This window comes from Labilibaculum sp. DW002, assembly GCF_029029525.1.
Classification (GTDB): Bacteria; Bacteroidota; Bacteroidia; order Bacteroidales; family Marinifilaceae; genus Paralabilibaculum; species Paralabilibaculum antarcticum.
In genome coordinates this window covers 377,154-391,794 of the sequence record NZ_JAKJSC010000001.1, presented here as the reverse complement: position 1 = coordinate 391,794, position 14,641 = coordinate 377,154, and the positions used below count along the sequence as shown (strand labels likewise).

Here is a 14,641-nt window from a genome sequence, read left to right as displayed (position 1 = left end):
TGCTACAAATATAAACGAAAAAAAACCAGACCTGCAAGTATTATTGTTAAGTTGAGTGTCGAAAACGTTTGTAATGTGAAAAAAACATGATAAAAATCATTGCAAAGGTTTTCGTGATATTCAGGCCTTTATAAAAATAGGATAATTATATCTGATTAAGAAATATGAAAACAGCTCTTATTTGATTATGTTTACTCTTATCGTAATTGTTACGATGTCAAAATTATTTGTTTTCTGTAATAGGTTGAACTTTTAAAAATTTCAATAGAGGTTTTTCTATCCAATTTGGTAAGTACTTGCTTACTTTAGAAACAAATTGCTTTCCTAATATATAAAGAGATGAATAAAAAAATACTTTGTTTAAAATGTAAACTGACGCTGTAAATAAAATGACTTTACTAGAACCAGAAAGAAGAAAAGGTAAGGAAAGATAAAGGAAGAAAGTAATTACTGCTAAGCCCAACAACACAAATCCAACAATTTTTTTTAGCTCCATGATAATTTAATTATAAATACTAATGACATTCTACGGCACAATCTTAAAATGGTTATTCATTTGGCTTCAATTAAATTGTTAAAAAACTATAATTGAGATGGTTTAGGGGTTTAAAGTAGGAGGTAATTTATAATTATGGACAACTTTTATTTATTCCTTTTAATTATAGAATATAGCTATTATTAGTTTGTTGGTGATATATTTAGGGGTATTTCTATATTTAAATAGAAAAATCTTTACGCAAAGGTTATAAATTTAAGTGGTGAGAAAATAATAATAGATTTATTAGGATTATTCCCTTTTTTGCATTTATCTTTGTAATCAACAAATCAGAATAAGCATGGAAATGGTACAAATAATTCGACGACGACGCAATAGATCTTTATCAAAACGATAAGGAGGAGCGTTGGTATCATTATTTTCCAAGCTTTCCATATCGGAAAGCCTTTTTTTTGATTAATAATTAACAATTCAGAACAAATGATTTTATTTCACAACATACGACGACGAAGATTTAGCTCTCCAATTGGAAAAGCGGTTGATGTCGTATTGTCGTGTAATCAATGATTAACAACAATATTTAAGGCTTACCGTTTTTATCGGTAAGCCTTTTTTTTGAATAAAATTTTAGCAATAGAAATGAAACAAATTATCCATACAGAGAGTCGACGCCATTTGCGAAGTAACTGTTACCCAGGAGGGACGGATGAGCTTGCTATTTCTATTATCGAAATATCATTTACTATATAGCTTACTGTTCTCGGACGGTAAGCTTTTTTTGTATCAACTAATTAAAAATAAAAAAAATGAATTTTTTCAACTCCTTAGGCTTCCGAAGACGCTGTTATCGGGAACACAACAATCAAACCGTAAGAGCGGATTTTGTGGTAGAATTAAATAACAAATGGTTGTGCTTAACTGCTGTAGCACTTTTCTGGGAAATTTAGTAATAGTTAGATTGAAATGATAGAAACATCAATGGAAATTGAACAAAAAATAAGTGTCATTGTAGCAAGCTTGAGGCATTACGAATATGCCCAGGAGATTTGTGATATGATTGAACGTGCTGCGAAAATACGTGGTACTGGAATTGCAAAAAGGAATCCTTTGTACATCGTACAAAAAATTCAGGAAGGAAAAGCAATCATTGCTTTTGATCAGAATAAAGTAATTGGCTTCTGTTATATAGAAACCTGGGAACATGGAAAGTACGTAGCTAATTCAGGATTAATTGTTGATCCGGAATATAGAGCTGTTGGTTTGGCTAAAATGATTAAAGCCAAAGCTTTTGAGTTATCTAGAAAGCGCTATCCAGAATCTAAAATATTCGGTCTTACCACAAGTCTTCCTGTAATGAAAATCAATTCTGATTTAGGATATAAACCAGTTACATTTTCGGAGTTAACCACAGACGAAACATTTTGGAAAGGTTGCAGCGGTTGCGTGAATTACGACATACTGACTAGAACCAAACAAAAAATGTGTTTGTGCACAGGAATGCTATTTGATCCCAATAAAAAGGATAAGAAATAGCAAAAGCAATTCAATCATCAAATTAAGAAGTAAAAAAACATTACAATGACATCAACAAAGAAAAAAGTCGTTTTAGCCTACAGTGGCGGATTAGATACAACATACTGTGCCCTTCACTTATCAAAGGATTTGGGCATGAAAGTTTATACAGTATTAGGAAATACTGGCGGATTTAGTGATGAAGAACTGTGCGCAATTGAGAAAAAAACACAAAAGCTAGGTGTGATAGATCATACTAGCATCGACCTTACCGAAGAATACTACGCAAAGTGCATCAAGTACCTGATTATGGGTAATGTTCTAAAGAACAATTGCTACCCCTTATCAGTGAGCTCGGAGAGAGCTTTTCAAGCTATGGCTATTGCTAAATGTGCCCACGAAATTGGAGCGGATTATATCGCCCATGGTAGTACTGGAGCAGGAAACGATCAAATCAGATTCGACTTGATCTTCCAAATAATGGCACCTAATGCCAAGATCATTACCCCAACCAGAGATTTGGAGCTGAGTAGAGAAGAAGAAATTGAATATCTGAAAGAAGCAGGTATCGATGACGAGTTCGAGAAGATGGCCTATTCAATTAACGCAGGAATTTGGGGAACCAGTATTGGCGGAAAAGAGACTTTAAATTCTAGTGAGCCATTACCCGAAGAGGCTTATCCAAAACAAGTTGTTAAAACCGAATCAGAAAAGCTAAGCATTGGTTTCGAAGCAGGTGAATTGGTAAGTGTGAATGACGAAAAACTTTCACCTCTTGAAGCAATTAAGAAAATTGAAGCTATTGGTTCACAGTTTGGTATCGGTAGAGACATGCATATTGGTGATACCATTTTGGGAACAAAAGGTAGAGTTGCCTTTGAAGCAGCCGCGCCAGTTTTGATTCTGAAAGCTCATGAAATGCTGGAGAAACATTGCCTAAGCAAATGGCAAATGCACTGGAAAGATCAGTTAGGTGATTTCTACGGCATGCTTCTGCACGAAGCTCAATACCTGGAGCCACTGATGAGAAACATGGAGACATTTCTTGTGGATACTCAAAAGAAGGTGACTGGAACTGCTACTTTAAAGTTAAGCCCGAAATATTTTCAGGTAGAAGGAATAACTTCTCCTAATGATTTAATGACTGACCTGTTTGGACAGTATGGCGAAACAAATGTTGGTTGGACAGCTGATGATGTAAAAGGCTTTACCAATATTTTAGCGAATTCATTGAAGATTTATTACACCGTAAACCAAGAATAAGATGGTAAATGTTGGAATTATAGGTGGAGCAGGATATACTGCTGGTGAATTGTTGCGGATTTTAATTTGGCATCCTCAAGCGAATATTAGTTTCGTACAGAGTACGAGCCATATGGGACATCCTATAACGGATGTCCATAGAGATTTGCTAGGTGATACAGATCTTGAATTTTCCAAAGCTGATTATTCAAATACAGATGTTATTTTTATCTGTTCTGGTCATGGTAAAACGAAATTATTTCTAGAGGATAATGAATTACCTGAAGCTGTTAAAATCATTGATTTAAGTACTGATTTTAGACCAAAGACAAATACAGAAGGTTTTGTTTACGGATTACCAGAATTGAATAAGGACGCAATTGTTAGTGCAAATAGAATTGCTAATCCTGGATGTTTTGCGACTTGTATAGAGCTAGGTTTGTTGCCATTGGCAAAGTCTAGCAAGTTAAAAGAAGAAATTCATGTTAATGCAATTACTGGTTCTACCGGAGCAGGTCAAAATCCTACAGTAACATCTCATTTTAGTTGGAAAAACAATAATGTGTCTGTCTACAAGGCATTTACTCATCAACACTTGGCAGAGATTACAGAAACAGTATTGCAATTACAGCCAAATTTTGAGAAGGAAATCAACTTTATTCCTGTAAGGGGAAACTTCAGCAGAGGAATTATGGCAACCATGTATACAGATTGTGATTGGTCATTAGAAGAAGCTGTAGAGAATTATAAAAAATATTATCAAGATCATCCATTTGTTACCATTTCAAATCAAACTCCTGATGTAAAACAAGTCGTTAACACAAATAAATGTGTGTTGTACTTTGAAAAACACGGAAGTAAACTGATGATTGTGTCAGTTATTGATAATTTATTGAAAGGTGCATCCGGACAAGCAGTACAAAATATGAACTTGCTTTTTGGGATGCCAGAAATTTTAGGTTTAGGCTTAAAGCCAATTGGATTTTAAAGAAGAAGAAATGAAATTATTCGACGTATATAATTGTTATAATATAAACCTTGTTAACGGAAAAGGTTCTAAAATTTCCGATGATAAAGGGAATAAATACCTGGATTTTTATGGTGGACATGGTGTGATCTCAATTGGTCACAGTCATCCACATTATATTTTCAGAATTGAACATCAGCTACACTGTTTAGGATTCTATTCAAACGCTGTAAAGAATGATATGCAGGAAAAATTAGCTTGCAAACTTGGAAAAATATCAGGTTACGATGACTATAATTTATTCTTGTGTAATTCAGGAGCTGAAGCCAATGAAAATGCTTTAAAAGTGGCCTCTTTTCATACTGGCAAATCAAAAGTAATTGCTCTAAAAGGTTCTTTTCATGGCAGAAGTAGTGGTGCTTTGGCGATAACTGATAATTCTAAATTGTCATCAGAATTTAATGCAAAACATGAAGTTGTTTTTGTTGATATGAATGATACTACTGCACTTGAGAAAGAATTAAGTAATCAGGATGTTGCAGCTGTGATTATCGAAGGAATTCAAGGAGTTAACGGTGTTGTTGAACCATCTGTTGAGTTTTTAAAGTCAGCGAAAAGCTTGTGTGAGAAGAACAATGCTCTTCTGATCTTAGATGAAATTCAATCGGGATATGGAAGAACAGGGAAGTTTTTTGCGCACCAACACGCCGATATCAAAGCCGATATCATAACAACTGCTAAGGGGATGGGGAATGGTTTTCCACTTGCTGGTGTTCTGATTCATCCCAAACTAGAAGGGAAAGCCGGATTGTTAGGTACGACTTTCGGAGGGAATCATTTGGCTTGTGCTGCAGGAATTGCCGTTCTTGAAACAATTGAAGAAGAACAGTTGATTGCAAACGCAGAAAAAATTGGAGCATATTTAATCTCTAAACTAGAAGATAATAAAGCTATAAACACAATAAGGGGGAAAGGATTGATGATTGGTATCGATTTGGAAAACATGACTGTAATTCGAAAACAGCTTTTGGAGGATCATGGGATTTTTACTGGATCATCAGGTAATAAAACATTGCGATTGTTACCACCACTTTCAATTACAAAAAAGGAAGCAGACCAATTCATTGAGGCATTTCAAAAAATAACCCAAATTGTAGAAGTATGATAGATTTAACGGTAGTAAAAATTGGTGGTAATGTTATTGATAATCCAGAAGAACTGAATGAGTTTTTGGATGCTTTTTCGAACTTAAGCGGTAAAATCGTACTTGTGCATGGTGGTGGAAAATTGGCTTCGGATTTATCTGGCAAATTGGGTGTAAAAACCAAAATGATAGATGGTAGGCGAATAACAGATGCTGAAAATTTAAAATTGGTTAGTATGGTTTTTGCTGGCTTAATCAATAAGAATATTGTTGCAGCATTGCAAGCAAGAGGCGTTAATGCTTTAGGTTTGTGCGGCGCCGATTTAGATCTAATTAGAGCAGAAAAAAGACCTGTAGATGAAGTCGATTATGGTTTCGTTGGTGATATCACTAATGTTAATACATTGGCTTTGTGTAAGCAAATTGAATGTAATTCTGTTTTGGCTATTGCTCCCATAACTCATGACGGGCAAGGACAATTATTAAATACGAACGCAGACACTGTAGCAACAGAAGTTGCAGTAGCATTAAGTAGATTCTATAAAGTGAAACTGATATATAGTTTTGAAAAACTCGGAGTGTTAATGAGTGCAGAAGATGAAAGTAGTGTTATCCCTGTTTTGTCGAAAGAGAAATGTTCGGATATGGTTACTGCCGGAAAAATTAATACTGGGATGTTACCTAAAACCCAAAACGCATTTTATGCATTGGCAAAGGGTGTTGAAGAGGTTTATATTGGAAACTTCGTTTCAATGGAAAAACATCAATCATCAGGAACACAGGTAATTAATTCTTAAGCTGAAGATATGAATTTTGAAAAATATACAGAAATAGCTTTAAGTACACTCAAGGAATTAATTTCCATTCAATCTTTTAGTAAAGAGGAGGATCAGGTTGCTGATGTAATGGAAGGGAAATTGAATTCTTTCGGATATAAGGTTCATCGTAAAGGAAATAACGTTTGGGCTTATAATAAGGATTTTGATTCAACAAAGCCTGTTCTATTGCTAAATTCTCATTTAGATACCGTTAAACCTTCCGAAAAATATACTAAAAACCCACTTGATCCATGTATTGAAGATGGAAAATTATATGGGCTTGGTAGTAATGATGCAGGAGGATGCTTAGTTTCTCTTTTTGCTTCTTTTTTAGCTTTAGAAGGCTCAGATCAAGCATACAATAGAGTTTTTGTTGCATCTGCAGAAGAAGAGATTTCAGGTACTGGAGGTTTTGAATTAATTCAGGATGAAATTGGTCGAATTGATGTGGGAATTGTTGGAGAACCTACTTTAATGGAGATGGCAATTGCTGAAAAAGGTTTGATGGTATTGGATTGCGATGCGATAGGGGTTCCTGGTCATGCAGCAAGAAATGAAGGTGTTAACGCAATTAATATCGCGATTAAAGATATTGAATGGCTTCATTCATACAAGTTTGCTTTAGAGTCGGAGGTATTAGGAGCAGTTAAAATGTCTGTAACTCAAATTAATGCAGGAACACAGCACAATGTTGTTCCATCATCGTGTAAGTTTGTTGTTGATGTACGTACAAACGAGTACTATACGAACGAAAAAGCATTCGCAATCATCAAAGAGAAATTGGAAAGTAAAGTTTCTGCTCGTTCTTTCAGAATGAATTCATCTGGGATTCCTATGGATCACCCATTAATACAGAATGGATTGAACTTAGGAATGAAATATTATGGATCACCAACAACTTCAGATCAGGCGATAATGAAAGGATTTCCAACAGTAAAATTAGGCCCTGGAGATTCTGCACGTTCTCATACTGCCGATGAGTTCATCTACATAAATGAAATTGGAGATGGAATCGAAAAATATTATAACTTGTTGGATGGTTTGAAACTCGATTAGATTTCTGATCGAAAAAGGCAAAACGGATTAAACAATAACATACACTAGCACCTATAAAAAGAAATACTATGAAACTTTGGGACAAAGGCGTAAAGGTTGATAAGAAAATTGAACAATTCACTGTCGGTATGGATAGAGAATTGGATTTGCAACTTGCAGCATTTGATGTTTTAGGTTCACTTGCACACATTGAAATGCTTGAATCTATTGGATTATTAGAGAAGAAAGAACTGAAAATGATTCAAGAAGAATTGCGCAAAATCTATTCTTCAATAAAAAATGATGCTTTCGTAATCGAAGATGGTATTGAAGATGTTCATTCTCAGATAGAATATCAACTTACAGAAACCTTAGGGGATATAGGAAAAAAGATACACAGTGGAAGATCTAGAAATGATCAAGTTCTTTTAGATTTGAAACTATTTACAAGAAATAAACTAGAAGAAATAGTACGAGAAGGAAGACTTCTATTTGATGAGTTGATCGCAAAAAGTAACAAAAATAAGAATGTTTTAATACCTGGTTATACACACCTTCAAGTAGCAATGCCATCTTCATTTGGTTTATGGTTTGGTTCTTATGCAGAAAGCTTATCGGATGATATGATGGTTCTTCAAGCAGCTTACAAGGTTGTTAATCAGAATCCTTTAGGGTCTGGAGCTGGTTATGGTTCATCTTTCCCACTAGATAGACAAATGACAACCGACTTATTAGGCTTTAGAGATTTGAGCTATAATGTTGTTTATGCCCAAATGGGTCGTGGCAAAATGGAATTTACAGTTCTTTCGGCATTAGCAAATATGGCGATGACAATTGCCAAATTAGCTATGGATGCATGTTTGTACAACAGTCAAAACTTTAATTTCTTAAGCTTTCCTGATGAATTAACGACAGGTAGTAGCATTATGCCACATAAAAAGAATCCTGATGTTTTTGAATTGATTCGTGCTCATGCAAACGCATTGCAGATGTTGCCTGCTCAAATTCAAGCTGTAACATCTAACCTACCATCTGGATATCATAGAGATTATCAGTTGACAAAGGAATTTTTTATGCCAGCCTTTGATAAAATGATTGCTTGTATTGAAATGACTAGAGTCATGTTATCTAATGTGAAAATCAATAAAGAAGTTATTAAAGACGAGCGTTACAAATACATGTTTACTGTGGAAGAGGTAAACCAAATGGTACTTGATGGCATTCCTTTCCGAGATGCTTATAAGAAGATTGGGCAAATTGTTGAAGAAGGTAATTTTGAATACGATGGAAAAGTGAAACATGTTCATGAAGGAAGTATTGGGAACTTGTGTAACGATAAGATCGTTGATAAGATGAATGATATATTCATTGGTTTTAATTTCAACAAAACGAAAGAAGCCTACATGAATTTATTAAATAGAATATAAGAGCAGCCATTAATTCTGTTCTAATACAATATAAAAAACTAATTATAAACCATTTTATAGAACTTTTATGTCAGTGAAGACAAAAGCTAAATTGATTTTACAGGATGGATCGGAGTACACCGGTACATCTTTTGGTTATCAGGAATCCATTGCAGGGGAGATGGTATTTAACACCGCTATGACAGGTTATCCTGAAAGCTTAACTGATCCTTCTTACCGAGGACAGATTTTAGTGAGTACTTTCCCTTTGATTGGGAATTATGGCGTTCCAGGAACACTTCAAGAGGATGATTTGTTTCGTTTTTACGAGTCTGAAAAAATTCAAGTGTCGGCTTTTATTGTTTCTGATTACACCGAGGAATTTAGTCATTGGAATGCAAGCCTTAGTTTAGGTGATTGGATGAAAGAGCATAAAATACCAGGTATTTATGGTGTGGATACAAGAGCATTAACTAAGAAGCTTCGTGAACAAGGAAGTATGCTTGCAAAAATTGTTTTTGAAGATGTAGAGCCAGAATGGAAGGATCCAAATCTTGAAAACCTTGTTGCGCAGGTAAGCACATCGGAAAAGATTGTTTATGGAGATGGAAAACACAAAGTATTATTGCTTGATTGTGGTGTGAAAAACAACATTATTCGTTGTTTGTTGAAGCGCGATACAACAGTAATTCGTGTTCCTCACGATTATGATTTCACGAACGAAGAATATGATGGGCTATTTATATCGAACGGTCCTGGAGATCCAAAGCAAAATGTGAAAGCGATCGCTAACCTTAAATCTGTTTTCGAAAAAGATACACCAATAATGGGTATTTGTTTGGGTACACAATTGATGGCTTTAGCAGCTGGCGCTGACACTTACAAATTGAAGTATGGTCACAGAAGTCACAACCAACCAGTTGTTTTGAAAGGCAGCAAGCGTTGTTTCATTACCTCACAAAATCATGGTTATGCAATTAATATGGACACATTGCCAAATGAATGGGAGCCATTATTTGTAAATGCAAATGATGATACTTGCGAAGGGATTAAGCATGCTAGCAAACCTTTCTTCTCATCACAGTTTCACCCTGAGGCTTCAAGTGGACCAACTGATACGGAATTCTTATTCGATGATTTCATAGAAATGATTGAAGATTTTAAAAGCAATAAAAAATAGTTTAGCCCTTTAATTCGCATATAAAATGAAGCAAGATATAAAGAAGGTATTAGTATTAGGTTCCGGAGCACTTAAGATTGGTGAAGCGGGTGAGTTTGATTACTCAGGTTCTCAGGCTTTAAAGGCCATGAAGGAAGAAGGGATCAAAACTGTACTAATAAATCCCAATATTGCAACCGTACAAACATCAAAAGGTATTGCAGATGAAATCTACTTTCTACCTGTTACGCCTCATTTTGTAGAACAAGTGATCCTAAAAGAGAAGCCGGATGGTATTCTTTTAGCATTTGGTGGACAAACTGCACTGAATTGTGGTATTGAGCTTTTCAATGCAGGAACTCTTGAAAAATATAATCTAAAAGTACTTGGAACACCTATCGAGACAATCATTAAAACAGAAGATAGGGAAATATTTGCTAATGAACTTCGCAAGATTGACGTAAAAACGCCAAACAGTATGGCTGTAGGGTCGATTGATGCGGCTTTGGAAGCAGCAGAAGAACTTGGTTTCCCAATCATTGTTCGTGCAGCCTTCACATTAGGTGGACAAGGTTCAGGTTTCTGTAATAATATGGATGAGCTAAGAAGCTTAGCAGAAAATGCTTTGTCCTATTCATCTCAAATATTAATTGAAGAGTCTCTGAAAGGTTGGAAAGAGGTAGAATACGAGGTTGTTCGTGATGCTTACGACAACTGTATTACGGTATGTAATATGGAGAATTTTGATCCGCTTGGAATCCATACGGGTGAAAGTATCGTAATTGCGCCATCGCAAACTCTTACGAACTCGGAATACCACAAGTTAAGATCACTCGCTCTTAAGATTATCCGCCATATGGGCGTGGTTGGAGAGTGTAACGTTCAATACGCACTCGATCCAAATTCAGAGGATTATCGTGTGATTGAGGTGAATGCTCGTCTATCTAGATCTTCAGCATTAGCCTCTAAAGCAACAGGTTACCCACTAGCTTTTGTAGCAGCAAAATTAGGATTGGGTTATGCATTGCAAGATCTAAAGAATGCTGTAACCAAGACAACTACAGCTTGTTTTGAGCCAGCTCTCGATTATGTGGTATGTAAAATTCCGCGTTGGGATTTGAATAAATTCGAAGGCGTGACCAAGGAGATTGGTTCAAGCATGAAGTCGGTTGGAGAAGTGATGGCCATTGGTCGAAACTTTGAGGAAGCTATTCAAAAAGGTCTGAGAATGATCGGGCAGGGCATGCATGGTTTTGTGGGGAATGTCCATTCTAAGTTTGAGGATGTTGATAAAGAATTGGCTAACCCTACAGATATGAGAATATTTGCTGTTGCTCAGGCTTTCGAAAAAGGATATTCTATTGATAAAATACATGATCTTACGAAGATCGATAAGTGGTTTCTAAGCAAGCTAGAGCACATCACAAAATTGAAATGGGATCTTCAGAAATATAACAACTTACAGGAATTACCTGATGCATTACTTAAAGATTCAAAAGTGTATGGATTTTCTGATTTTCAGATCGCTCGTTTTGTTCTAAAACCTGAAAGTGGAAATATGGAATCTGAGCTTTTACAGGTAAGGAATACACGTAAAAAACTTGGAATTACTCCGGTTGTAAAGCAAATTGATACGCTTGCAGCCGAATATCCTGCTCAAACCAACTACCTTTATTTAACTTATAGTGGAAGTGAAGATGACTTGGTTTATGAGAATGACAATAAGTCAGTTATCGTTCTTGGTTCTGGTGCATATCGTATTGGCTCCAGCGTGGAATTCGACTGGTGTAGTGTAAATGCTTTAAGTGGTGTGAAGAAAGAAGGTTACCGTTCAGTTATGATCAATTACAATCCGGAAACGGTAAGTACAGACTATGATGTTTGTGATCGATTATACTTTGATGAACTATCTTTTGAAAGAGTCCTTGATATAATTGATTTGGAACAACCTAAAGGCGTAATTGTATCGGTGGGAGGTCAAATTCCTAATAACCTCTCTATGAGATTGCATAAGTCTGAAGTCAAGGTTCTCGGAACATCTCCAGAGAGTATTGACAGAGCTGAAAATAGAAAGACTTTCTCTGCAATGCTTGATGATTTGGGAGTAGATCAGCCACGTTGGGCAGAATTGAGTAGTATTGAAGCCATTCATACCTTTATCGATGAAGTAGACTTCCCTGTTTTGATTCGTCCAAGTTACGTGCTTTCAGGTGCCGCTATGAATGTGGTGTCTAATAAAAATGAGTTGGAACATTTCTTGAATTTGGCGACACAGGTGTCTAAACAATATCCTGTCGTGGTGAGTGAATTTATTCAGCAAGCCAAGGAAATTGAGTTTGATGGGGTCGCTAAAAATGGTGAAATTCTGATAGATGCAATCTCTGAACATGTTGAATTTGCAGGTGTTCACTCAGGAGATGCGACCTTGGTATTCCCTCCGCAGAAACTGTATTTTGAAACAATTCGACGTATCAGAAAGATTGCAAGTGAAATTGCCAATTCATTGAATATCACTGGGCCATTTAACATGCAACTTCTGGCAAAGGATAATGATATAAAAGTGATCGAATGTAATGTAAGAGCTAGTCGAAGTTTTCCTTTTGTATCCAAAGTAATGGATTACAATTTTGTAGAGCTGGCTGCTACAGCAATGTTAGATGGACCAATTCCTACGCAAATGCCATCTATGTTTGAATTAGAAAATATTGGTGTGAAAGCCTCACAGTTCTCCTTCTCGAGACTGTCAAAAGCCGACCCTATTTTGGGTGTAGATATGGCTTCGACAGGTGAAGTTGGTTGTATTGGACCAGATTATTACGATGCGATACTAAAGTCAATGTTGTCAGTGGGTTATCGAATTCCGAAGAAGAGTGTTTTGATTAGTAGCGGACCTATTCGCTCGAAAATAGAGCTTTTAAAAAGTGCAAAAATGCTTGAAGAAAGAGGGCATAAATTGTATGGAACTAGAGGTACTGCAAAATTCTTGGAAGAGAACGGTGTTACCATCGAAAGTGTAGGTTGGCCTGATGAAGATGTTGAAATTACAGCTCAAAGTTTGATAAAAGAACATAAAGTTGATTTGGTAATTAACATACCAAAGAACTTAAGCAAAACGGAGCTGAATAACGATTATTCAATCAGAAGAACTGCGATTGACTTAAATGTACCTTTGGTTACCAATGCAAGATTGGCTAGTGCCTTTATTTATTCTTTCTGTAAAAAATCTATAGACGATTTAGGAATTGATAGCTTTAGCGATTATGTTGAGGGCAAAACAGATTTTTAAATTGTTCAAATTTATATTAACAGAGTCGGATTTATAATTCGGCTCTGTTTTTTCGTTTATAGATGGGGTCATTTTTCAAATAGTTTATAGCTTTACCATTGATTAAAATAAGAATATGAAAAATTATATTTACGAATTAAAGCTGAAGGTTCGCGATTATGAGTGTGACTTACAGGGTGTTGTTAATAATTCAGTTTATCAGAATTATTTGGAGCATGCGCGTCATGAGTTTTTAGAATCTGCAGGAAGTAATTTTAAACTTTTGCATGAGCAAGGGCTTGATGCTATGGTAGCTCGTGTTGAAATTGACTTTAAAACTTCGCTTAGTTCAGGTGATGAGTTTCTTGTGAAATTGAATATTGATAGGGATGGGCCAAAACTTATATTTCATGAAGACATTTATCGTATCTCAGATAATAAGCTTTGTGCAAAAGGAAAAGTATACACCATTTGTTTGGTAAATGGGCGATTGTCGAAAGGGGAAGTTTTCGACGAGCTTTTTGCTCAGTATCTGGTTTAAAATATAATCCACGACCTTAGGTTGTGGATTTTTTTTGCATCAAACAATAGATTGCTTTGTGAGAATCGCGTTTCCCTGGAATATCAATGGTTTTCAATTCTAATATTTCAAATAAAGGAGAGCTTAATTGTCTGATTTCATTTTCGTTGGAAAAATATAATGTTGTTCCAAGTGGTGTTTTGCGAAATTTACCCTCTCCACCAAAACATTTATCATCCTCGCTAAAGCAAACGGATAGATACATGCCATTGTCTGATAATAAATCAAAGACATTTTTAAAATATTGAACTCTATCTTTTGGAAAGATATGATGTAGTACTTCGTAGTCGAAAGCAAAATCAGAAACAGGTAAAATACGTTCTGTTTTTTGAGTCAGGTCAAGAGTGATAAATTCACCTTTCATCTGATTCAATTTAAAGATTTGTTTGGCCTTTTCTATGGCTACTTCAGAGTAATCAATACCAAATATATCAAAGCCAAGCCTAGCCAAGTATAAACTATAAGTTCCAATTCCACATCCTAAATCAGCTATTTTACAAGCTTTTATATCTTGCTTATTCAGCACCTCTAATAGACAGTTAGGAAGATGATCCATTACCCAAGGAATTTTATCCTCAGGGATTGTTTTGTAGATGTGGTTTAGTTGAGTAGCATCCATAAAGTAAAGGTATCATAGAATTTTGTACAAAAAAAATGGATCAGAAACCACCTGACCCATTACCCTAAAATTTAACCTTAATCTCAATCTACTATAAAAAACTACTTATTTATTCTACTTTATATTGTAAAGATAGTTTATAGCATGGTTAAGAGCTCCTAAGGAAAGTTAAATAAGATTAATTCTCAACTTGTTGAAAATCCCTTGTTTAAGTTTTCATAAATAATAAAATCGATTAGTATTAAATGATTGAGCTCTTGATTTCTTAAAATTCTTTCTTTATATTGTAATTAGAAAACCCACCGCTATTATACCTTCCAAATTTTAGGATACCACAATTGTAACGTAAAGACTGCTTCGTGCGTCCTATACATTAGTTGTGTAATTCTAAATAAAAC

Annotated in this window: 13 protein-coding genes; 11 read left to right on the top strand and 2 right to left on the bottom strand. The window is 35.3% G+C overall.

Annotated elements, in window-relative coordinates; translation table 11 throughout:
* Window positions 1-223: 223 nt before the first annotated feature.
* Window positions 224-496, bottom strand: a complete 273-nt coding sequence (locus L3049_RS01650; RefSeq protein ID WP_275108034.1) for a hypothetical protein — start codon at window positions 494-496, stop codon at window positions 224-226.
* An 806-nt stretch (window positions 497-1,302) separates the two neighbouring features.
* On the opposite strand from L3049_RS01650, the gene L3049_RS01645 reads away from it, so the two are divergent.
* The 11 genes from L3049_RS01645 to L3049_RS01595 all read left to right on the top strand — a co-directional run bounded on the left by L3049_RS01645 (window position 1,303) and on the right by L3049_RS01595 (window position 13,585).
* Complete coding sequence (locus L3049_RS01645) at window positions 1,303-1,443, top strand: hypothetical protein (protein WP_275108033.1); 141 nt, start codon at window positions 1,303-1,305, stop codon at window positions 1,441-1,443.
* A gap of 16 nt (window positions 1,444-1,459) precedes the next feature.
* On the top strand, window positions 1,460-2,029 hold the full coding sequence (locus L3049_RS01640) for a GNAT family N-acetyltransferase (protein WP_275108032.1): 570 nt from the start codon (window positions 1,460-1,462) through the stop codon (window positions 2,027-2,029).
* A gap of 45 nt (window positions 2,030-2,074) precedes the next feature.
* Entirely contained in the window at window positions 2,075-3,271 is a 1,197-nt protein-coding gene (locus L3049_RS01635; protein WP_275108031.1) for an argininosuccinate synthase, read from the top strand.
* Between the two features lies 1 nt (window position 3,272).
* Window positions 3,273-4,238, top strand: coding sequence for an N-acetyl-gamma-glutamyl-phosphate reductase (gene argC / locus L3049_RS01630; protein ID WP_275108030.1), 966 nt, complete (start codon window positions 3,273-3,275; stop codon window positions 4,236-4,238).
* 10 nt (window positions 4,239-4,248) lie between these two features.
* On the top strand, window positions 4,249-5,382 hold the full coding sequence (locus L3049_RS01625; protein WP_275108029.1) for an aspartate aminotransferase family protein: 1,134 nt from the start codon (window positions 4,249-4,251) through the stop codon (window positions 5,380-5,382).
* The gene (gene argB, locus L3049_RS01620) at window positions 5,379-6,158 is read left to right on the top strand and encodes an acetylglutamate kinase (protein WP_275108028.1); all 780 of its coding nucleotides are present in this window, start codon (window positions 5,379-5,381) and stop codon (window positions 6,156-6,158) included. Before L3049_RS01625 ends, argB begins: the two co-directional genes overlap by 4 nt.
* A gap of 9 nt (window positions 6,159-6,167) precedes the next feature.
* Window positions 6,168-7,235 carry a M20 family metallo-hydrolase gene (locus L3049_RS01615; RefSeq protein ID WP_275108027.1) on the top strand — a complete coding sequence of 356 codons (1,068 nt, stop codon included), beginning with the start codon at window positions 6,168-6,170 and terminating at the stop codon, window positions 7,233-7,235.
* 68 nt (window positions 7,236-7,303) lie between these two features.
* The gene (argH, locus tag L3049_RS01610; RefSeq protein WP_275108026.1) at window positions 7,304-8,641 is read left to right on the top strand and encodes an argininosuccinate lyase; all 1,338 of its coding nucleotides are present in this window, start codon (window positions 7,304-7,306) and stop codon (window positions 8,639-8,641) included.
* 67 nt (window positions 8,642-8,708) lie between these two features.
* Complete coding sequence (gene carA / locus L3049_RS01605; protein WP_275108025.1) at window positions 8,709-9,800, top strand: glutamine-hydrolyzing carbamoyl-phosphate synthase small subunit; 1,092 nt, start codon at window positions 8,709-8,711, stop codon at window positions 9,798-9,800.
* Between the two features lie 25 nt (window positions 9,801-9,825).
* Window positions 9,826-13,065, top strand: coding sequence for a carbamoyl-phosphate synthase (glutamine-hydrolyzing) large subunit (gene carB / locus L3049_RS01600; protein ID WP_275108024.1), 3,240 nt, complete (start codon window positions 9,826-9,828; stop codon window positions 13,063-13,065).
* 115 nt (window positions 13,066-13,180) lie between these two features.
* Window positions 13,181-13,585 carry an acyl-CoA thioesterase gene (locus tag L3049_RS01595; protein ID WP_275108023.1) on the top strand — a complete coding sequence of 135 codons (405 nt, stop codon included), beginning with the start codon at window positions 13,181-13,183 and terminating at the stop codon, window positions 13,583-13,585.
* A 16-nt stretch (window positions 13,586-13,601) separates the two neighbouring features.
* Here L3049_RS01595 and L3049_RS01590 read toward each other — a convergent pair whose 3' ends face one another.
* Window positions 13,602-14,243: a class I SAM-dependent methyltransferase gene (locus L3049_RS01590; protein WP_275108022.1), complete on the bottom strand. Its 642-nt coding sequence runs from the start codon at window positions 14,241-14,243 to the stop codon at window positions 13,602-13,604.
* Between the last annotated feature and the right edge of the window lie 398 nt (window positions 14,244-14,641).